The following is a 21,038-nucleotide window of genomic DNA, read 5'->3' as shown; positions in this document are numbered from 1 at the left end:
ACTTACACGAAAAAAGCTGTCCGAAACTAACGGACAGCCCCTTCAAATTCATTTCAATTTATACCTAGTTAATCAACTGATTCAATTTCTTTGCTTTCTCCAGCAACATCTGGTTAGATGACTGCTCTGCAACAGAAGTCGCGATCTGGGCATATTTCTTGGCCACGTCACCGAAACCACATTTGTTAGAAATCAGCACATAATTATAAAGCGCATCAAAATCTTTTTTGGATTCTACGGTCTTGCCTGCCCACAATTGGATAACCTTCAAACGGGAAACATCATTCATGATCTCCAACGCACCATCGGTGATCTCCTTGATCATTTTCCGGTTTTCCGGGAAATAACGGAACAACTTACGAGCCTTGTAGAAATAGTCCTCAGACTTCCGTTCCGCGCGCAACTGCTTGATGTAAAAATAATCCGAAACCACGTCGTAATGCTCGTACCCCGTATTTCTCAAGAAATCCAAGTACTTGTTATACTCCGTCCGGTTCGAGTTATAATACCGCTCCAAGTGTCCCACGAACACGTTATCCAATTTCTGGAACACATCGTCTTTAGAAAAACGCTGTATGAACTTGGATTGATTGTTAAACACGTATTTAATTTGTGGCGCATTCACGTCATCCACAAAATCACGGATAATCGACCAGTTGTAATCTTTCAGATAATCAGCTTCCTGCTGCGTCTGAAAATACTTGTTCACGACATCACCACTAGGTTTGCCTTGACTCTTCAACTCCTTCAACAACTTGATGGTGGTCTGTGGGTCCGCAGGATTCGCTTCGAACCTCTTCACTAAATTATCCAATGAATCCATCTCCTTCTCGTGAGCTTCCACTCCAACAAGATTGAATAATAATACTCCTACGATTAATACAATTTTCAACATACTGCTTGATACATTAATTTCAACTTACACCCTTATAACACCTAAAAGGGCAAAAAGGGTGACTCAAAACTCGATTTTAACTTAATATTTAACATGAATTAATTATTTTACTTACAAAACGAAACTAAACACCCTTCTTAAATAAAAATCTATAACTTTCAGACCAATTTTCATTCATTTAGAGAAAATAGTAACGTAAACATTGTTAAATACGAGGAAAGTACCTATGAAGTTGCAGCTTTTTACATGAATTTTATTTAATAAAACTCGAATAATATGCCTAAAATCCAAGAGGGCGTGTCGCAACACGCCCTCTTGTCCATAAGGTCTAAAAGTCCATAATATCGTAAAGTCAAATGTACCGGTTGTTAGTATAAATCAATTATTCTATTTCCTTTGCCTGCGCAAAAGCAAAATCATCCCCAACAACAACAAAACAGAAGGAAGAATCCATTTCACGAACACTTTCACCCATGTTCCCGAAGATATTCCCAAAAAGATTTTATTGTCAATCGGGTTCGGGTGTCGTATATCTACCGGCAATTCCTCATCGGACAACCAACAAAATGCCCCTTGAATCAACGAAAAATTCGAAGCCCGTATACCTCTCCGGACTGCAGAAAGCTCGCCCATACTAATGCAATCGGCATCCCCCAGCACCAACACCCGTTGATTTCGCCCGTTACATTCCCTTTCAAGAGCCATCGCCGTTACCATCCGGGCTTCCCTCTCTCCTGCCGCGGGATTCAACTTCACGGTTCCATTCACGAAATCCGTCGTTTCCACCTCATTCCAACAACCGGAATCCCGAGATACCAACAAAGGAATCATCCTGAATCCCTTGTCTGCCACCGAATCAATTCCCATAGCCCCCGGCATGGTAAAAATCGAACGCCGCCAACCGGCACTCACCCTGCTTAATCTCGCTCCCGCCAACGTCGAACGAACCACCAGCAAATCGGCAGGAAACTCTTCCATCGGTTGCACCAATGTCCCCGGAACATACCGAATCCCGAACTTTTCCAACACAGGAGCTAAATACTCATCGTTCTTCGGTTCTCCGGCTATAATCAAATTATTTCCCCGGTCAATATAATCAGACAACTGCCCTAGTTCCCAATCCTCAAACGCTTCCAACGGATCTGCTATCACCAGAATATCAATATCCTGCAAATTATCCTTTTCCGGTTCCAATTCGGACTCCACCACATCAAACCCTTGATTTAACAACGAATGCCTGAAATATCTGCCATAAGCGAACAAAGAATAATCCCGATTCTTATTTCTCGTGATAGAACGTTCCCCATGCCCTTTCAAAAAACCGACCTTAGGCAACTTCATAACCATACGTTTCAACGTTGCAGAAACCTCCGTTTCCGAAGGATGCTTCTGCATATCGGTAAATATCCTCAAGCGGGCGGTCTGACCGTTATCCCTTTCCAATATACGAACAAAATGATTCCCTTCCCCCGAGAGATCCACACGCTCACGGATCTGCTCCGGGGACAAATAATCATCCAAATTCAAATTGGCAGCCTTCACCACCTTTTTCGCTTTCTCCTCGGCACTCAAACCGGGATACATCTGCTCCAATTTCGGATTATCCACCTCATCATAATAAAAAACATACTTCATCTTAATATCCGGCTTAAAGCGCACGTATTTCTCGAAGAAAGCCATATCACTCAAAACACCCTTTCGGGAAAAAGAATAAACATTATCCAAGAGATTCACGTAAGTCGTGATCGTCATTCCCCCGTCCAGTCGTTTCACGATATCCTGACTAGCCTCGGAAATAGTATTCGCCTTCGTGTAAGTCCCGTCATAATACACTTTCAACACCGGACGAGAAGTCACGTAACCGGCAAGCATCGCCACCGCGAACACTCCCCCGTAACGCATCATCTTGGACAAACCGGAATAACGGGCACGCCCCAGCTGGATCTTCAAAAAACAGAATGAAAGAAACATCGCGATCACGATAATAAAATACAACACGTCCTCGCTACAAACCATGCCCTGCAAAAACGTGTTCACTCTCCCTCCCAAAGAAAGCCAGTACGTGATATCCCGCACGAATTCAATATCTTGCCCGACCCTTCCGACCAGATTCAACAACGCGAACACGACAAAAGTCCCCAAAGCGGCAACAATCTGGTACGAAGTCAACGAAGACATGAAAAGCCCGATAGCCGCGTAAGCTCCCAGCAAAAAATACAACCCCAACATCCCGATCAGCACCGGTCGCCAGTCAAAATTTTCAATCGTCACCCAACCGATAGCAACATACACCCCGATAACGAGCATCAAACAGAACCCGTATATCATAATACCGACATACTTTCCAAGCACAATCTGCCAACTGGTAATCGGGGCAGAGAAAAGTAATTTCACCGATCCCCGGCTAAACTCCTGACTCAACAACCCCATCGTCAACAAAGGAATATAAAGATACAAAGAACTTGACACCCCGCGCAACAAACCACCCATTCCCCCGTAATACACCCTCGCCGTCAAATTCATTAAATTCCGTCCCAACTCTTGGAACCGTCCCAACGACCCCATCATCTCCCCGAAATTAATACCCATCTGCAACATGAATATTATCAATATAAACCACGCGATCGGAGAATAAAAAAGGTTAGCTAACTCTAATTTCGCTATCTTATATATTGTTTTCATCATTCCACGTTTTATAATTCACGAATCTCTTTATTTGACAATTTTGCGAACACGGCATCCAAAGAACTCTTCTCGAAACGAATCTCTTCCAACTCCCAACCATTCTTCACACTGCACTTCACCACATCCTTTGACACATCCCGTCCACCGTCAAACCACAGGCGATAATTCTTCTCGTTCACTTTTTTCACCTTGGTGATTCCCTCCACGGCCAACAATTCATCTTCCAGCGGAGGGCGTTCAAAACATGCCAACAACGTGTTAGGTTTGATATAATTGTCAAAATCATCCACCGTACCGGAGAAAACAACACGCCCGCACTCGATCATCTTTATATCCCGACATGTAGCCTGCACTTCCGACAAAATATGAGTGGAAAGCAAAACCGTACGATCCGAGGCTATCTCTCGAATCAAATTACGAACCTCCACGATCTGATTCGGGTCCAAACCATTAGTCGGTTCATCCAATATCACGAACTTAGGGTCATGCACGATAGCTTGGGCTATTCCCACGCGTTGCTGGTATCCCCCGGATAAATTCCGTATCAAACGATCCTTGAAATGCGTGATACCGCAACGTGCCATTGCCCGGTTCACCGCCGACTGAATATCTTTTTTAGCGACAAACCTCAAGTCCGCACAAAACCGTAAATACTCCTCGACATTCAAATCCGGATAAATCGGTGGCTTTTGGGGTAAAAAACCGATATTCCTTTTTGCTTCCACGGGATGTTCCCTCAAATTAACCCCATCAATAAACACCTCCCCGCGAGTCTGATTCAACACCCCGCAAATAATATTCATGGTCGTTGACTTACCCGCACCGTTAGATCCCAGCAATCCCACGATTCCTCCCGCTTCAATCTCAAAATTAATATCTTCTATCGCCCACTGCACCGTGTAACGATGAGATAAATGTTCCACTCTTACAATTGGATTTTTCATACAATTCATTTACATACAACATAATATATTCTAGGGGTAAGGCGGTGTGTACAAACACACCTCCTTACCATCATCAAAATGCACCACACAAAAACTTATTTCCTAAGCCCCATCTCCACGGCGATACTTTTTATAATATCATATTTCTCGAGACATCCTTTAAACCCCGCGTTCCTTTCTGCAAACCCCTCGTCATCACCCATCAACACCTCTATCAGATAACTGCACACATCATCCTTATACTCCGGTGTATACCTTTTACTCTGCCACCAGCGCAAGAAACCGGCCTCCCTCGGGTCTGTCGCCGCCCCATTCGATCCGGCATTATAATTCGGAATATTACTCTTGAACTTCGTGATAATATCCGAATACACGTCTTTTTTCTTGCACAGCACGAAACTCACTTGAAAAAACGCATCCACCTCCTTGGAATAATTCAACTGGATACTATCATACACTTCCTCCGCGACAACCTCCCAAGCCAAACGCTCCCGCTCCTCCTCGGACATTTCGTCCACTTCTGCCACCCGACCGATAACCGTCGTATTCATCCCCTTACGAGCCCCCACGACATCCGTATAAAACTCCTTTTGACGCAACTGATCCACCAAAAGATAACACGCCGAGCGATATCCTTTCGGGAGCTTGGGATACACCTCATCCCGAAACAACTCCACCCCCTTCTTCAATTTTTCCCGGTCCGTCGACTTCGTGAATGTCCACAATTTAGACATACCCTCTATCATGTAATTCGGGTTCAATATCTGGTAAAGCGTGTACACTCCCCCCCATTCATTCACCTCCGTACGGCTCCGAATCGTGTCCTTGTAAAAAAGAGGAATCCCCGTAGATTTATAAACCTCGTAAATCAAATGGTCTAACTCGTCGTCGCTATCCTCCACCACGTACCACTCCATATCCTTATAAGAAACATGAGTATCCTTATCATCCCGGTTACAAGCCATCAGCCCGCAACACAGCATCCATACAAATAAAATCTTTTTCATCTCTCTCTTTTTTAATATTCAACCAAAGGCGCACCATCCCTCTCGTTAGCGACCAACGTACCGTCATTAAAAGTAATTGCGTACTCCGGTATCGGCCATACCCAATTCCCGCTATTCTCGGAATAAGGAGCCAACCTGTAATAACCGATACGTGCCGATTGATTCACATACTCGTGTATAATCTCCTTCTCTTCCGGGAAAGTCGGGTGAACAGCGTAACGCCGCAAATCAAACCAACGGTGCCCCTCCCCACACAACTCCAAACGGCGTTCCAGCCGCACGAAATCCACCAAATCCTTCTGATTCGAGGGAATAACATCCATTGTCCCCTCCACCAAACGTTTTTCTCTCAACGCCCTCAACACCTCTACCGCCTCCTCCGTGCGTCCCAACATAATCAATGCCTCCGCCTTATTCAAATACACCTCCGGCAACCGAAGCAAAAACTCGCTCGAAACCATCGTCGAAACAACCGGCGTTAAAGGCGAATACTTCATCCAAATCCACCCGATATTCCTCACGTTATTAAACCAATGAGAATACCTCAAATCGACATCCGCATCATACCTCCCCAGCAAATCCTGTGTCAGCATATAAGTAGCTACTTGAGATTGTCCCATGAATATCGGGTTTCGGGCACTACACTTTCCCTGCGTGAATATCGTTTCCGGGGAATCCAAAAAAATGAAATCCTTCTTGAGCTCATGCTCGTTAATATCATACAAATCGTACCGTTTACTCTTCAAAACGGAATCGCACATCGCCACACAATTCTCCCAATTCTCCTCTCCCGCCATGTACAGGTACACCCGGCTCAACATAGCACGTGCCGCATCCACGTTCGCCCTTCTCTTCGTCGTTTGTGTCGTTCCCTCCAGATAAACGGCAGCACTCTTCAAATCGGAAACAATCGAAGCGTACACCTCAGCCAGCGAAGCCCGCACGTAATGCTTATCCTCGACATACTCCGTCAACTTCAACGGCACACCGGGTTCACTCGCCGCCGTCTTGGCGGAATACGGCTTCGCGTACAAATTCACCAGATAAAAATAATCCATCCCCCTCAAGAAATAAGCTTCACCCTTCACTTTTCTATACGCCTCGCCTTCCGACGCGAAATCCTCCGCTTTAGTCATCACCACGTTAATCGCCGCCAGATATTTATAAAACGTCGACCACACCCCGTCCTTCTGCTCCACCCCGGCACTCGACACGAAAGGATTAGCCAACCAATAATGGAACCCCCAATATCCCGGCGTCGTGGGTTTTCTCACGTACTCCGTGTCATCATCCATCACGTGCAACATAGGCAAAAAATCCGACGTGTTTGAAATATAACCGCTTCCCACCAAAAGCTCGTTCAAATCATCCACGGTCTGTATATAAGTCAAATCCTGCGAGTACTCTTCCAAAAAACCGCTACAAGCGGAAAAAAGACCACCCAAGCAACACAGCCACAAAACATAAATCATCTTTCTCATAACCATACTCGATTAAAAAGTTACATTCAAACTAAACGAATACGTGGGACGCACGGACTGCGCAATTTTCGTCGAACTACCCGTTTGCGTGGAAGGATCCTGCCCTTTCAACGCCTTAGCCCCCCAAGTGTACAGGTTTGTACCCGACAAACTCACGTAAGCACTTTTCAAAAACAACCGGTTACACCATCTCGTCGGCACATTATAACGCAACGACACCGATTGTATTTTAAGATAATTCCCGCTCACGACACGAATATCCGAGTAATCATACATTTGCCAGATATTCGTCCCGAACGAATACGTTTCTTTACGCCACCAACCGTTAGACAAAGACTTCACGAACTCATCATCCGATATAATCCCCGGCACATTCGTGTACGCCTCATCCCCCGGGCTCTTCCAACGCCTTAAAAACTCCCGGCGAACGTTCTCCATCGGCTGTGGAGCCAACGTTCCGTTCTCCTTGGCAATATTCGGGTACATTCTCAACAAACGCACCTTAGAACCTATACTATAACTCAAATTCAACGCCAACGCAAACCCTCTATAAGAAAATGTATTACGTACACCTCCCTGCAACTTCGGCACACGGCAACCGGAATAATCCATCACTTCCAGGAACACCTGCTCCTTCGTCATCTCAGCGTAACGACTCTTGTTCGTGATCACCTCGCCATCTTCTCCCAGCACTTCCTCTCCATTCACCGTGTAATTAACCTCTGTGCCACTGAACATCGGGCGGCCATCCGCCGGGTCCAAACCCGCAAAACGGTAAGAGAAGAAACTATTCAACGGTCGACCGGCAACTTCTACCCTTCCATTCAAATAATCCGTGTAAGTAATATTATCCTCGTCGCGCAAACTCTGCTTCTTGCCGTTATTTATAGCTTTGTTAAGCAACTTATTAATCACCTGACCGAACTGGGGATCAAAACTCCAACGAAAACCGTTTTTCGAACCACCGCCAAACGTGTTCACCGGGATAAAATTCAACGCGAGCTCCATCCCCCGATTCGTCAACGTACCCTTGTTCACCACGTAAGCATCTATTCCGTTAACCTCCGAAACCTTCTTGCTCAAAAAAGCATCCCTCGTCTTCTTGTAATAATAAGAAACAGAACCCCGGATCTTATTTTTCAAAAAAGCAAAATCCAAAGTCGTATTCACGCTGGAAATTTTCTCCCACTTCAACAAAGGATTGGGATACTTGTAAATCGTAGAAGCGTACTCGTTAAAATACTTGTCATGCGTTCCCCGCTTTATTACAGTTTCCACCGTTTCCGAATCCAGCATATTTCCCTGATAACCGAACGAAGCCCTCAAAGCCAACGTGTTCACCCAATTGGCACGCTCCATAAACGCCTCCTTCAAATTAAGCCTCCCGGAAACCGACCATATTGGCAAAAACTTATCATTCGCGCGGGAACCAAACTTGTTCGAGGCATCCACGCGGGTATTAAAATTCAACGTATAGTAATCCTTGTAACTATACGATAACGTGAAATACCCCGAAATCATATTCGTCAACTGATCCGTACGAATCCCCTTCGCCTCTGCCGTTTGCAACCACTCCGCGTACTTCACGTACTTTTTCAAATCAATCTCCGCCATCTGCAACCCGCGTTCCTTCAAAAAACCGCGATAAGTCTGCTCCAGCCCCTTGTACTTGTTAGAAGACATTTCCCCACCTACAGCCGCCACGATCATGTGATTCCGGGCAACATCCAAATACTTGTTAAAATTCAACTGTCCCCTCAAAGTATAGGCATTCCTTCTCGTGTTCTTCTCCTGCAATTCCCCACCCACGGGCAATCTATTATAATTAAGATTCTCCGAGCCATCCGGCATATTCGACCTCAACTTCCTGCAATAATAAGTATCCTCCCCGTGCCAAATATCCTGTTCCGTGTTATTCACCGAATAAGAAAGCGTCAAGGCAAACTTCAACGGGTCCATGATACGGTACCCCAACGTTCCGGTAAAAGTCATCCCGTGAGAATCAATATCCTGCGTGCTGTTTTCCACCTCCTTCAAGATATTAAACAATTGATAATACCCCGTATTATCGCTTCCCTCCCGCGCGTAATACCAGTAATCTCCCGATTCCGTGTAGGCAGGAAGAGCCCTCGTGGTATTATAAGCGTATTCCGTGACACCCACATCCGAAGGCGTGTATCTCTTCTCTCCCACGTTCCCTTTCATATCAAAATGCAAATCGAAACGATTGTAATTCACATCCACCTTCAAGCTGACCGAGTACAACTTATTCTTCTCCCTCCGCTCGGCACCCTTCATATCGCTATACCCCACGGAAGCGTAATACTTCGTCTTGTCCGTTCCGCCCGACAAACTCAGCGTGTGCTTATGCGAGAATGAATTCTGCATCAACAGATCGAACCAATCCGTGTTCACTCGCTCGTAATACCCCACGTCTTGCTGGAACTTCTCGAAAGAAATCTCCCCCCTGTAATACTTCCTGATCGCTTCCTCGTACCCGATCCAAGTCTTAATTGTCGGGTAAACCGTCTGCTTGGCAATCAACTCACGCGAGAAATCAATCCGTTCCTCGCTATTCATCACGTTCACAGCACGGTCCGTGTAATAAGGGCGACGGGTATACGTGCCGGAAAACGAATAAGACACCGAGGGCGGACCCGCCTTCCCCTTCTTCGTCGTGATCACGATCACGCCATTCCCCGCGCGGGCACCGTATATAGCCGTTGCCGAAGCATCCTTCAGCACGTCGATTTGCTCGATGTCCTCCGGATTCAAGCCGGATATGGCATTCCCCAACAGATTCACGAAATCCAAATCATTAATCTGCGAGGGATCCACGTTCACCGGATTCTCTTGCACGATCCCGTCAATCACCCACAACGGCTCCTGCGACCCCAACACGGTGGAAGTCCCCCTGACGCGCAAACGCGGTGCGGCACCAATCTGTCCCGTGTTCTGCATAAAAACCATCCCCGGCACGTACCCCTCCAGCATCTGGTCTATCGTCTGCAACCCCGGAGTAATAATATCCGCGGCCTTAATCGTGGTAACAGCGCTGGTGTTCTTTCTCGGGTCAATCGACTGGTAACCCGTTTGCACCAACACCTCCTCCAACTCAGCGACACACTCCTTCATCACCACATTGATCGTGTCATTGCCCGCGTACTTGACCTCCAAAGTTTCCATACCGATAAAAGAAAACACGATAACCGGCTTCTCCACCCACGGGAAAACCAACTTATACTTCCCATCCTTATCCGTGGCAGTACCCAAACTAATCCCCTTCACCGCCACCGTCACGCCCGGCAACGGTTTTCCATTCTCATCCTTCACGCTTCCGCTCAAACTCCGGTTCCTCACCTCATCCCTCTTCTCCTTTTTCTTGATAACAATCGACTTCATTTCAAACTTGTACTCGAACTGTGTCCCGGCAAACAACTTCGCCATCACCTCCTCCACCGTCACATCCCTCATCTGAAGTGTCACCGTACCAAGCTCCTTCAACTGCAACGCCCCGTACACGAAATCCAACCCCGTCTGCTTGTTAATGGATTTAAACACTTCCTGTACGCCGACATCTCTCACGTCGATCGTCACCTTCTGGTGTTGCGCCATAACTCCCGTCGTAAACAACAAAAATAACAGCAATACACACCCTCTCGCGACATAAATTCCCGATTCTTCAAATTTTTTCATAACTTTGCAATTAGTTTGACATTTTGATGCAAACGCATCAATCTACTACCGGTAGTTAGCCCAATAACTACCGGTTTTATTTTTATCACGTACCCACGGTCACGACATTTCCATTCAACTGAAAGCGCACGACAGCCGTTTCCCCGATCAAATGCAACACGTTACTCACCTCCGTGTAACGGGTAATCACCCCCGTGAACGTCTGCTTCTTCACCCGTTCGTCAGCATAAAGAACTTTTACGCCATACCAGTTACTCAAACGCTTCATAATCTCCTCGATAGGCTCATCCTCAAACACGAATTTACCCTCCTTCCACGCCGTGTACACGTACGGGTCAACCTTCCTCACTTTTACAGACCGCGACACCTCGAAAAACTCCGCCATATCATTCGGGCTCAACACCACCTCTTTGCCCGACTCCATAACCCGTATTCCCACCTTACCGTCAACCAACACGGTTCGTACCACGTCCGTCCCGTAATTATTCACGTTAAACCGCGTGCCGTAAACCGTCACCTCCACCCCGTTCGCCACCACCACGAACGGACGCTCCGGATCATGCGCCACCTCGAAATAAGCTTCCCCGCTCAAATGCACCTCACGACAATCCTCCTTGAATATCTCCGGGTAACGCAGTCGTGTCAACGCGTTCAACCACACTCGGGACCCGTCGGACAACACCACTTGATACTCACCCCCGACCGGAGTCGTCAACGTATTATACCGCTCCTCACTCGCGCACTCCCCCTCGCCCAACTCGTAAGCGATACTCTCTCCCGAACCGACAACACGCACTTGACCAGCCAATTGAATATCCACATCCCGATTCGGAGGCAAGGCTATCGTATCCCCGCCCGCGATAGTCAATATCGCTTGACGGGTACCCGGATACACCGGTTCCTCGTTCAAAAGCACCCGCGTATCCTCCCGCGCAAACTCGTACCACGACAAATAAACAGCTATCAAAACAGGAATAACTATAACGGCAGCATACTTGTACCACCCCTCTTTCCAAACCAAACGCCTCTCTTTTCTCACGGGCTGTTGACGCATGAAATTCCGAAAACGCTCCAACTCCACCCGTTTCCGTTCCGGGGTAACACTCGGACCATTCACCAGATTCCAGACCTTCCGCAACTGTCGGAAATACGCCCTATTGCCGGACTCCTTCACCCACTCCGCCACACGGTGAATCTCCCCGGGAGAAGCCTTCCCGTCAAGCACTCGCCATATCAATTCATCCATCTCGTTTGCCATAGTATTTTCCTTTATACATATATGACAACTCTGAAAAGGATAACCCCTACGCCCGAATCAAAAATTTGTAACAAAAATAACACAAAGTAACCATTCCAAATCCTTCCGCAAACGGGACAAAGCTTTAGTCATCTGTGCTTCAACCGTTTTCACGGAAACATTCAACTTCTCCGCGATCTCCTTATTAGACAATTCCTCCATTTTACTCAAGACAAATACCTCCCGACAACGCTCTGGCAACCGTTCTACAGCCTCTTCAAGCACCTTTCTTATATCCTGTTCCAGCAATTCCACCTCTACCTCCGGTCGCTGAACAACCTCCTCGAAATAAAAATCCAACATCTCACGGTCGATATAATTACGAACAACCTTTTGATGTTTAATTGCATTCAAACAACTATTATACACGGACTTATACAAATACGACTTAATCGACAATCGCACATCCAACATCTTCCTATCCTCGTAAAGTTTACAAAACGTGCTCTGCACCAAATCATTTGCCAACTCCACCTCCTTCACGATACGCCCGGCATAATTCACCAAACCGTCATAATAATTATCAAAAAGATACACGAATGCCCTTTCCTCACCACTCCGCAAGGACTTCACCAACACATCACTATCTTGAAAATCATCCATCTTACGACATCTTTACGAGCCACCACATCCTGTTCAACTCCGGCACACGCCCAACGTCCCCGACGCCTTCTTCCCGTCGGCACTCACGGCAAAACCGTACACCACCAACTTCCCCGCGTCCCAATCTCTCGGCAACTCCCACGCCATATCCCCACTCACACCCCTCGTCCCCAACTCCACCTTCCTACACCTCCGCAAGCCACTTTCATATACCACCCCGTACAAACGGTCATCCTTGAACATGTAAGGCATCAACGGTTGCTTCACCCAATGAAACATCACCCGCCGCATATCCCCGTCAACCTCCGCCTGTATCGACGGCAACGCCAACTCCCCGGCAGAAAGCGAAAGGGACAACAAATCGAACGTCACGTTCAAATCATCATCAACCTCCACTTTTTTGATATTCTCTTTCAAGAAACCATTCAAACACACCTTCCTTGACGAAGTACAAAACCCCAAGGGCAACACCCCCACAATCCCCCGCCTAAGCCGGGCAACCTCTTTCATCCGCAAACGCTGCTTTAACTGAGCCAAAGACTTCGCATCCCGCACGACGAAAGTCTTTGCCCTTGCCACCTGCTTGTCACCCAATTTATACGCGGTCACGTTTCCCACGGACCCTGACAAATCTCGAAAAATAGTCGAATCGAATATAGCCATAACCGTTTCTTTTTAAGATTTACTAATACTAAAATACCGGCACGGGGAATAACGCCTCTCCGTTTCCGAAGCGAAAAAACAATATAAATGTACCGTTTTCCACGTACCCTCGGGCAAATTCACGACTCCCGCACCGTCACTCCTGCACGACCTATCCATCTCCAACACCACCGGACTATACGGTTCATCGTCAAAGATCGCGGCTACCAGCAACCGATCTGTCGCCTGTGCCGTCACCGAACCGGAATTATCTATCCAACTAAACAAAGCGTACGTTTCGTCCCCCTCGATCATTTTCATCTCGAAAGGCAATTGCAAACTCCCTGCCGTCAATTCCAATCTCGAGTAATCAATATAATGCTCTTTCCCGAACACGTTCATATTAGCATGCAAAAACCAATGATAACCGGAACGCCGCTCTTCCTTGCGAGCGGCAACATCAAGCACATCTTTCAACATACCATCCCGCATCGCACGATACATCGTCTGTGCCCCCGGCAACTTCGCCCGCTGCATCGTCTGCCCGTCCGTACGAGGGTTAGACACATTCTCCGCCAATTTCCGCATATACGTCTTCTTCCCCACCCGATAAATCACGTAGCCATCAAGTTTCCCTGACGCTCCACTCAATAAAGAATCATTTAATGTAGCCATACCTTCCTTGTTTTACTTACACCATACATACCAACTTATCGGTCAAATCATAAGAAAATCCTATCATTCACCGTTATCTATAACAAATATCCGATAGGACAAATATATAATAAAATCCATCTAAATGCAAATAAAATACAATAAATATTTTATTAAAATAGACTTTAAATGGGAGTGGAATGGGAAGTGAATAGGAGCGGATACCTAGAAAATAACTATAACATTACAGTAATATATCCTATTGAAGTATGTCTTTTATATTATTTTATACAATAAACTATAATTACCGGAAACCACACCCAGTAATCAATATTTATGCATATCTATCACCACAAACTTCCATTTCTTTTACAAATGGAATACCCACCCTACCGTTATTTTCTACCTATCGGCAACTCTTTTCACGATATACCATATCTATAACATGCCTATAACGTTCTTCTTGGCCATCTTCGCCGGAGCCTTAATCTTCGGGTACACAAGAATTCAGCTAGGATTCGGTTATGTTATCGCTCTACACGTGTTATGGAACCTGGTAACTTCCCTTCGCCTTTGGATAAGTTAATTTCGCGAAGGTTATTTTCGGACATCCAAAATGTTAAATAATTACAATTCCTTGTTTTTTCAAAATACACGAAACACATTTTTCCATAATTTTGTACAATATTGGTTTTTAAACCCGAAACGTGCTGTGCTTCACGTGTCATTTCTGTTTTAAAATGTACACGAGATTACTTTATTACAAAAACTTTAAATGTGAAAAACTATGAAATCACTTGTTTTAAAATCTTTTTTAGCTCTTGTATTCTTTATGGGAAGTGCAATGATAAATGCTCCTATTAAAGATATTTATTATGGTGCTTGTGACGTGTACCCGGAAGGCTTTGAGTTCAGTATAATAACTCAACCGAAAGAAGGAAATTTTAAAGGTGAAATAGAAGGCAATCGATTTTTGTTCACATGTGAATCACCTGGTGTATACAAAATATTATTCTATGCAATAGGTTATGAACCACTTGAACAAACCTTCACTATACAGGAAGATGATACTGGCATTAATATTTATGGTGACATCAGGCTTAACGAGATGACATTAGACGATTAACTACATTTAACACCAAGGGAAAATGAACCGGGCGTTTGTGTATCAAATCGCGAAAAGCGAGTTACTGTTACTGGGACGTAATTGGGCGTTTCGGGTTTACGCTTTATTGCTCGTGGTGGGGGTATTCTCGTTCCACGTTGCTTGTCAAAGTACTTACGGTGTTTACAGCTGGAGCATGGTGGCTTTGCCTTCTTCCATCCCTCTCGTGAACGCCTTTCTTTTTTGTTTGTTCCAGTCCTTTTTTATACCCTTTGCCGTGCTTGACCTCTGGTCGAGGGAGCGGGGAACTGCCACGCTCGACGTGATCCGGGTACACCCGGAAAGTAACCTCGAGTATCTAGCGGGGAAGTTTACCGGGATTGGCGCGGGATTGGCGCTATTGGGCCTGGTCGTGATGAGCGCGGGCATGGCGGTAAACGGGATTGCCAGCAACGCCCCGTTCAGTTTCCCCGTTTACACGTTTTACTGGTTCACCTTGACTTTACCTTCCACGGTATTCATGCTGGCGCTCTCTTTCTTTATCGTTTTCTCGTTAAACAACCGCTGGCTGTCGCTATTGTCGTTGATGATTGTCTTTCTATTAACGGCAACGGTGTTGCCGGGAAAGCGCTGGGACGCCTTCAATTTTCTGGCAACCCACCAGCCTAACCTTTTCTCCCCCGTGATGGGGCACGTGGATTTGAAGGCTTACCTGTTGCACAGGGCGTGTTTCCTGTTTTGCGGTGCCGGGTTGTTTACACTGGCCGTTCGTTTCTCGCGACGTTTATTCAACCGGTTGTCAAGTCCCCGGTTCTTGTCACGACTCGGGGGCATATTGTTACTGGTCGGGATTTGTTTCGGGTGGACGCGGGACAAATCTTTCCGGGAGGAACAGCGTGCTCGAGAGAGATACCGCTCGGTTTATCTCCAGCATGAAGAAGAACTCCTGCCCCGGGTGAAGGAGCACGATATCGTTTTTACAAACACGGGGGAAGAGTTAAACCTTTCCAGTCGTCTGGTGGTATGGAACCAGACGGGAAAGAATTTGTCACGGGTGGTGTTGTACTTGAATCCCTTCTTGAAGGTAAAACGGGTGGAATCCGGGAACAAGACCGTGACCTTCAAACGAGAGGAACAAGCCCTGGTCGTGGATATTCCCCTGCCAACGGGGGACAGCGCTGTCCTCTCGTTGGATTACTCGGGGAAAATAGACGAGCGGGTTTGTTACCTGGATATCCCAGACAAGGATTATTACAACACGAGCCGTTTTGACGCGGCGTTTCACTGGGGACGCCGTTACGCTTACACGGGGGAAGAGTTCACGCTATTGTTGCCCGAATGTATCTGGTACCCGGTAACCATCCCTCCCGTGAATTTATCGAAGGCGGTACCGGGAGTGAATTTCACCCGGTTTCACTTGCGGGTGAAAGAAGCGGGCAAGCGCACCGTTCTCTCGCAAGGTGTTTCACGACGGGAAGGTGACGACTGGTGTTTCGACACGGGAACACCGCTGGAGGGGATCAGCTTGTGCGCGGGGTATTACGCGCGGAAGAGCGCACGGGTGAAGGATTTTAACGTGAGTATAAACCCGTATGACAGAAGAAAAAAGGAGCACGTGTCGAATCCTTTCACGATAGAGATGTATCATTTCAAGGGGCATGATTTCTTCTCGGGGGTTTTCACGAGGTTGCGCCATGCCGAGATAGAGTACTTGATAGAGGAAGAGATTGGCGACAGGGGTGAATTCGAATACCCGGGGGACAAGTTAAGATTTATAGAAACTCCACTGGCTTTTACCTCCTATTTCCGGGCGGTCAAGGGGAAGAGCGAGCTCACGCAACCGGGAATGGTGTTCTACCCGGAGTTCGGGGCTAGCCTGGGGCGGTTATATGATTTTCGATATAGCGTAAACCGGTTTGCGGCTAGAAGAAAACCGGAACAGATATCGGTGAAAAGGTACGAGGGTAACACGGTACAAGGCGTGGTTGGTTATTTACTGCAGCTAGATATTTATCACGAGGATAATGACACGTTCGTTAACGACTTGTTTTGTTCCTCTACCCCCTCGTCCCGGGGAAACGAGGTGTCTTGCCATCCTTTAATGAAGGTTCCGGTGGGGAAAGTGGTTTCCAAGGATTACCCGGTGGTAGACCTCGCGTTGAAACGAACCATGCAGCAGATCATCCGACGAAAGGGGGGAATGAATTTTAACATCCCGAACAAGGTAAGAGATTACCTGGAAAACAAGAGCCTGGAAGACGCGTTAAACGAACCGGGCATTGATCCCCATTTATTGAATTCCATTATCGAGCAGAAAGGCGTGGTACTCGGAAATTACGTTTGCTGGCACGGGGTGAAGTTCGAGGACTTTTACCGTTACTTGAGGGATTATTACCGGGAACGCCCCCGGGAGATTCCACTGGAAGAACTGGTGGCGGATATCAAAGCGGAACTCGGGGTTGATTTGATGACGTTTTTACCCGGGTGGTACACGGCACGGGGATTGCCATGTTTCTTGATAAAAGACATCAAGCACGAGGTGGTGAGAGAACCTTTTCCCCGCCGGACCAGAACGTCATTAAAGGTGTATAACCCGTCCGGACAGGGAGGTTTCTTGTTACTAGATGATCATTTGTTGAGTACTGATATTTTTTATATCCAGCCAGGTGAATGTAAAGCGATCAGTGTACTGGGAAATGGCGCGAGCGTGTATTTCGGACTATCCCAGAATAAACCGGGGGGATACTCTCGCCCCTCTTCCTCTTCAACGTTGCGGTCGCCATCTTTACACACTTCCGACACGACGGTGGGGGTTCATGATATTTCACCGGAAGAGTTTCTCGACTCTCGCGGGGAGATTATCGTGGACAACGAGGACCCCGGGTTCCACCTGGAAGGAAATTCTATCGGTTGGCTGCAACGGGTGCTTGGTAGAGAAGAAATTATCCCAGAAGAAGATTATGTCGCTCGACGCGAGGGATGGACGAAATGGATTTCTTCAAGATTACACGGGGACGTGGTACGGAGCGCGTATTACAGGCAATGCGGGCGAGGAAAGTTCAAGGCGGTTTGGGAAGCGGAATTGCCGGAACCCGGGATACACGAGGTACAGGTTTACGTGGCGCAAGAGTGGATAGACCATTCGGACATAGACACTCACGCGGAAGGAACGTGCTATCATTACACGGTAGAAGACAGCGAGGGCAAGAGCGAAGAGATCAAGATTGATATCTCCAAGGAACACCGGGGGTGGTTCTCGATTGGAAAATTCAATCTAGCGGGAGGGAAAGCGAGAGTGATTCTTGATGACCGGGGAGCCAGCCCGAAACACTTTATCGTGGCAGATGCCGTGAAATGGGTAAAAAAATAAGGTCATCCACGTCATTTAGCGAAAACGCGCAAAAAGGCTGTCCATTAGTTTCCCGGACAGCCTTTATTCTCCATAATACATAAAAAAAACATCACGAACCTTGCAACCGATACTCCGACGGGGTACACCCCACCCGCTTTTTGAAAACACGCACGAAATGCTGCGGGTACTGGAATCCCAGTTCGTAAGCGATCTGGCTAATCGTTTTAGCCGGGTTAAGCACTTTATCTTTGGCGACACCTATCAATTTCAACTGGATATATTCCTGTGCCGATTTCCCCGTTTCCTTTTTAATCAAATCCCCGAAGTAATTGGGTGACAAGCATATTTTATCTGCAAAATATTTCACGGAAGGCAATCCTTCCGACTATTCAACTTTAATATCAACTCCCTGTTTATCAGGTGTTAATTGTGTGGAGGTGTGCTATTCCTAACATACAGCCGTACATGAGCCGGTTAATATTAGAATTTGTTCCGAGTACAAAGATATACAGAGTTGTTCAATATAAGACGTTAATTGTCAGATTTTTGTATCGGGTTTCACTTTCCGACAAAAGTGAAAGGAGTATCGAACTCATTACGAGATACATGGACGATAAAAGCCCACGAAAAAACGTTGTTTTCGAGGGCTTTTGATGTTTTATAGACTGGTTCTTTTTTGAAGGGAACCAGTTTTTGGGGTCAATCGGCGTATCGTCGATTGACGGGTTTGACGTGTATCTCGATACGTCTGTCGTCCAAGATTCGGCGGACGGCTTTCCATAGGGGAAGTTTTTCTACTCCGGCCAGTTTCATGGCCTCAACTATCATTGTGTTTTCAACTAATTGGAGGTAGTCTTCTTCCCGAATCTCGACGTATTTGTGAAGGTCTTTTTTGAGTCTTGCCATAAGTCGCGGGGTTGAATTGTTATTTCTCGCCGAAATCAGCGGGCGTCTCGCCCCACAGGGAATTGTTCCAGTGGAGCACTTCGATTTTGTCGATTTCGGAGGCCATCGCTTTGAGAAAGATTTCCGCTTTTTTGAGTGCGGCGTTTCTTTTGCGCGAGGCTGTTCGTTTCTCGTTAAACCACGTCAGGGCGGTAAGACTATCGGTGTAGATGATTGCCGGACTGAAACGATGTTCGATGATGTATTTTGCGGCTTCGACAACGCCTAAAAATTCACCGATATTGATGGTCTGGTTTCCGATATTCTGTTCAAAGAGGAGTTCGCCGGTGCCCAAATCAACGGCTCTGTACCGGGTAACTCCTCTTTTCATAGAATGTGCCCCGTCGGTGGCTATTCCACGTTCCGGGCGCATTACAAACCGGGAATGGCCGGTGTGCTGAATCCGTCGTCGGCCATTCTCCGCAGAAGTCTTGCGGCAGCGGATTTGAAGCTGTTGATTACGCTTTCCAAGTTTTCGATGTCGGTGCGGCGTTGTAACAGGGAGACAACTCCCGATACTGTCTTGCTGGAGTATGAATTACCTCTCAGCGGATCGAAGTAAACGGTTTTGTTTCCAAAGTTGACGGTTACCCGATAAGTTTCACCCGGTATCACCAGTGTGTTAATCGTGGCCTTGAAAAGAAGCGGTGTAGCCGCTACTACGACAAAACCGTTGCGTGAGTGCATTGCTTTGAGTTCGACCGAATACAATATGTTCGGCTGGACTTTGCCTTTCAGGTCTTCAGACAATACACAAATTTTCTTCTTGTAAGGTGAATCCTCACGTACTCCTCGCAGTTGCTTTGTCTTCGAATGGCGCGACACGAATCCGATGATCTCGCCGGTTCTTTCCGAGGTCGCAAATTTTAATTGCGTTCGCTCTGATATCATACTCCGTTCTCATATTATTCCAATCTGGTTGTACGGTCAATTAACAAAATGTAAATCAGTCATTATTATTGAAAATCATATCGCAAATTTATATTTTCATTTCGGAGTAAGCAAATAAATTTACGACTATTTTTTGACCGATAAACGGGCTATTTACAGAGAAAAACGGAGCCTGTTACCATAGTCTTTCGTCTTCGGAAAAATGACTGAAACGTTCGTCAGTAGTGGACGTTGAGTGGTTTCCGTGACATTTCCAATACCGATAGACTCTTTCGCCTTTGCCCACACGGAAATAAATATCATCTGCATTGATATATTGTACCCCTTGTTCGGTGGCAGGATTGATCCATGTAGCGGAATTTTTTATCCGAGGGTTCTCTCCAACGTATAATTTCTGCTTCTCGGGACCGAAAATGAAGATGTTCTGCATTCGCACGTCATCGTCCACATCGAACTGACGGGCGTATGCGGCAAAGTCGTAGATGTCGGTTTGGAGCAGACTTCCGCCGAAGTAAAAAGCCGCGCTGTCTTTCAGTTTGCAGAATGCGCGATTCAACGGCTGGCGAAGTCGGATTTCGTTCAGCCGCTGAACCGTGACAGCATCATTGGTAACGTACACTACACGGAATCCGTTTCGGGTGGTGTCGCATACTTCGAGATGACGGACGACTTCCTGCGAACGGTTGATGCTGTCGTCTATCGGGTCTCGTGAGCGGATACAGTCTTTCAGCAGTCCGATACAGATGATAAGTATCAGGAGCATCCACGGAAGGAGCCGGAAGCCTATCCGCCACCGGATTTCCCGTTCGGTCTGTCGTTTTAACTCTTGTTCTGTCATGGC

The 21,038-nt window shown here is 46.7% G+C and carries 17 protein-coding genes and 1 pseudogene; 3 read left to right on the top strand and 15 right to left on the bottom strand.

The annotated features are described in order from the left end of the window. Positions 1-64: 64 nt before the first annotated feature. The 10 genes from CS948_RS03265 to CS948_RS03220 all read right to left on the bottom strand — a co-directional run bounded on the left by CS948_RS03265 (position 65) and on the right by CS948_RS03220 (position 13,925). Positions 65-895, bottom strand: a complete 831-nt coding sequence (locus tag CS948_RS03265; RefSeq protein WP_099290318.1) for a hypothetical protein — start codon at positions 893-895, stop codon at positions 65-67. A 387-nt stretch (positions 896-1,282) separates the two neighbouring features. Continuing rightward, on the bottom strand, positions 1,283-3,577 hold the full coding sequence (locus tag CS948_RS03260; RefSeq protein WP_099290317.1) for a Gldg family protein: 2,295 nt from the start codon (positions 3,575-3,577) through the stop codon (positions 1,283-1,285). 11 nt (positions 3,578-3,588) lie between these two features. Further along, on the bottom strand, positions 3,589-4,524 hold the full coding sequence (locus CS948_RS03255) for an ABC transporter ATP-binding protein (protein ID WP_176554891.1): 936 nt from the start codon (positions 4,522-4,524) through the stop codon (positions 3,589-3,591). A 95-nt stretch (positions 4,525-4,619) separates the two neighbouring features. Continuing rightward, the gene (locus CS948_RS03250) at positions 4,620-5,531 is read right to left on the bottom strand and encodes a hypothetical protein (protein ID WP_099290315.1); all 912 of its coding nucleotides are present in this window, start codon (positions 5,529-5,531) and stop codon (positions 4,620-4,622) included. A gap of 11 nt (positions 5,532-5,542) precedes the next feature. Continuing rightward, positions 5,543-7,012 carry a RagB/SusD family nutrient uptake outer membrane protein gene (locus CS948_RS03245; RefSeq protein ID WP_176554890.1) on the bottom strand — a complete coding sequence of 490 codons (1,470 nt, stop codon included), beginning with the start codon at positions 7,010-7,012 and terminating at the stop codon, positions 5,543-5,545. Between the two features lie 12 nt (positions 7,013-7,024). Further along, a complete protein-coding gene (locus CS948_RS03240; protein WP_099290313.1) occupies positions 7,025-10,708 on the bottom strand; it encodes a SusC/RagA family TonB-linked outer membrane protein in 3,684 nt (1,227 codons plus the stop codon). Positions 10,709-10,793: 85 nt separating this feature from the next. Continuing rightward, the gene (locus CS948_RS03235; RefSeq protein WP_099290312.1) at positions 10,794-11,966 is read right to left on the bottom strand and encodes a FecR family protein; all 1,173 of its coding nucleotides are present in this window, start codon (positions 11,964-11,966) and stop codon (positions 10,794-10,796) included. Between the two features lie 57 nt (positions 11,967-12,023). Next, on the bottom strand, positions 12,024-12,608 hold the full coding sequence (locus CS948_RS03230) for an RNA polymerase sigma-70 factor (RefSeq protein ID WP_099290311.1): 585 nt from the start codon (positions 12,606-12,608) through the stop codon (positions 12,024-12,026). A 33-nt stretch (positions 12,609-12,641) separates the two neighbouring features. Continuing rightward, a complete protein-coding gene (locus CS948_RS03225) occupies positions 12,642-13,271 on the bottom strand; it encodes a hypothetical protein (RefSeq protein WP_099290310.1) in 630 nt (209 codons plus the stop codon). Between the two features lie 12 nt (positions 13,272-13,283). Beyond that, complete coding sequence (locus CS948_RS03220; protein WP_099290309.1) at positions 13,284-13,925, bottom strand: DUF6266 family protein; 642 nt, start codon at positions 13,923-13,925, stop codon at positions 13,284-13,286. 319 nt (positions 13,926-14,244) lie between these two features. On the opposite strand from CS948_RS03220, the gene CS948_RS21945 reads away from it, so the two are divergent. The 3 genes from CS948_RS21945 to CS948_RS03205 all read left to right on the top strand — a co-directional run bounded on the left by CS948_RS21945 (position 14,245) and on the right by CS948_RS03205 (position 18,379). Beyond that, on the top strand, positions 14,245-14,490 hold the full coding sequence (locus CS948_RS21945; RefSeq protein WP_099290308.1) for a type II CAAX prenyl endopeptidase Rce1 family protein: 246 nt from the start codon (positions 14,245-14,247) through the stop codon (positions 14,488-14,490). 201 nt (positions 14,491-14,691) lie between these two features. Then, a complete protein-coding gene (locus CS948_RS03210; protein WP_099290307.1) occupies positions 14,692-15,030 on the top strand; it encodes a hypothetical protein in 339 nt (112 codons plus the stop codon). A 22-nt stretch (positions 15,031-15,052) separates the two neighbouring features. After that, positions 15,053-18,379, top strand: coding sequence for a hypothetical protein (locus tag CS948_RS03205; protein WP_099290306.1), 3,327 nt, complete (start codon positions 15,053-15,055; stop codon positions 18,377-18,379). A 91-nt stretch (positions 18,380-18,470) separates the two neighbouring features. Here CS948_RS03205 and CS948_RS03200 read toward each other — a convergent pair. The 5 genes and pseudogenes from CS948_RS03200 to CS948_RS03180 all read right to left on the bottom strand — a co-directional run. Next, a pseudogene (locus CS948_RS03200) lies at positions 18,471-18,746 on the bottom strand (helix-turn-helix domain-containing protein); the annotation flags it as partial. A 314-nt stretch (positions 18,747-19,060) separates the two neighbouring features. Next, positions 19,061-19,267: a hypothetical protein gene (locus CS948_RS03195; RefSeq protein ID WP_099290304.1), complete on the bottom strand. Its 207-nt coding sequence runs from the start codon at positions 19,265-19,267 to the stop codon at positions 19,061-19,063. Positions 19,268-19,286: 19 nt separating this feature from the next. After that, positions 19,287-19,679 carry a ribonuclease H gene (locus tag CS948_RS03190; protein WP_099290303.1) on the bottom strand — a complete coding sequence of 131 codons (393 nt, stop codon included), beginning with the start codon at positions 19,677-19,679 and terminating at the stop codon, positions 19,287-19,289. Continuing rightward, positions 19,679-20,197 (bottom strand): hypothetical protein, encoded by a 519-nt coding sequence (locus tag CS948_RS03185; RefSeq protein ID WP_099290302.1) that lies wholly within the window; start codon positions 20,195-20,197, stop codon positions 19,679-19,681. Before CS948_RS03185 ends, CS948_RS03190 begins: the two co-directional genes overlap by 1 nt. Before the next feature lie 175 nt (positions 20,198-20,372). After that, on the bottom strand, positions 20,373-21,035 hold the full coding sequence (locus CS948_RS03180) for a hypothetical protein (RefSeq protein ID WP_240053544.1): 663 nt from the start codon (positions 21,033-21,035) through the stop codon (positions 20,373-20,375). Positions 21,036-21,038 lie beyond the last annotated feature (3 nt).

Source organism: Butyricimonas sp. Marseille-P3923, from assembly GCF_900184685.1.
GTDB lineage: Bacteria > Bacteroidota > Bacteroidia > Bacteroidales > Marinifilaceae > Butyricimonas > Butyricimonas muris.
The sequence above is the reverse complement of the archived record's forward strand: the minus strand, read 5'-3'. Positions and strand labels throughout refer to the sequence as shown.

Excerpts from the sequence above, each read along its gene's own strand:
- CS948_RS03265 (WP_099290318.1), bottom strand. The coding sequence starts at position 895 with ATGTTGAAAATTGTATTAATCGTAGGAGTATTATTATTCAATCTTGTT.
- CS948_RS03260 (WP_099290317.1), bottom strand. The coding sequence starts at position 3,577 with ATGAAAACAATATATAAGATAGCGAAATTAGAGTTAGCTAACCTTTTT.
- CS948_RS03255 (WP_176554891.1), bottom strand. The coding sequence starts at position 4,524 with ATGAAAAATCCAATTGTAAGAGTGGAACATTTATCTCATCGTTACACG.
- CS948_RS03250 (WP_099290315.1), bottom strand. The coding sequence starts at position 5,531 with ATGAAAAAGATTTTATTTGTATGGATGCTGTGTTGCGGGCTGATGGCT.
- CS948_RS03245 (WP_176554890.1), bottom strand. The coding sequence starts at position 7,012 with ATGAGAAAGATGATTTATGTTTTGTGGCTGTGTTGCTTGGGTGGTCTT.
- CS948_RS03240 (WP_099290313.1), bottom strand. The coding sequence starts at position 10,708 with ATGAAAAAATTTGAAGAATCGGGAATTTATGTCGCGAGAGGGTGTGTA.
- CS948_RS03235 (WP_099290312.1), bottom strand. The coding sequence starts at position 11,966 with ATGGCAAACGAGATGGATGAATTGATATGGCGAGTGCTTGACGGGAAG.
- CS948_RS03230 (WP_099290311.1), bottom strand. The coding sequence starts at position 12,608 with ATGGATGATTTTCAAGATAGTGATGTGTTGGTGAAGTCCTTGCGGAGT.
- CS948_RS03225 (WP_099290310.1), bottom strand. The coding sequence starts at position 13,271 with ATGGCTATATTCGATTCGACTATTTTTCGAGATTTGTCAGGGTCCGTG.
- CS948_RS03220 (WP_099290309.1), bottom strand. The coding sequence starts at position 13,925 with ATGGCTACATTAAATGATTCTTTATTGAGTGGAGCGTCAGGGAAACTT.
- CS948_RS03210 (WP_099290307.1), top strand. The coding sequence starts at position 14,692 with ATGAAATCACTTGTTTTAAAATCTTTTTTAGCTCTTGTATTCTTTATG.
- CS948_RS03205 (WP_099290306.1), top strand. The coding sequence starts at position 15,053 with ATGAACCGGGCGTTTGTGTATCAAATCGCGAAAAGCGAGTTACTGTTA.
- CS948_RS03195 (WP_099290304.1), bottom strand. The coding sequence starts at position 19,267 with ATGGCAAGACTCAAAAAAGACCTTCACAAATACGTCGAGATTCGGGAA.
- CS948_RS03190 (WP_099290303.1), bottom strand. The coding sequence starts at position 19,679 with ATGCGCCCGGAACGTGGAATAGCCACCGACGGGGCACATTCTATGAAA.
- CS948_RS03185 (WP_099290302.1), bottom strand. The coding sequence starts at position 20,197 with ATGATATCAGAGCGAACGCAATTAAAATTTGCGACCTCGGAAAGAACC.
- CS948_RS03180 (WP_240053544.1), bottom strand. The coding sequence starts at position 21,035 with ATGACAGAACAAGAGTTAAAACGACAGACCGAACGGGAAATCCGGTGG.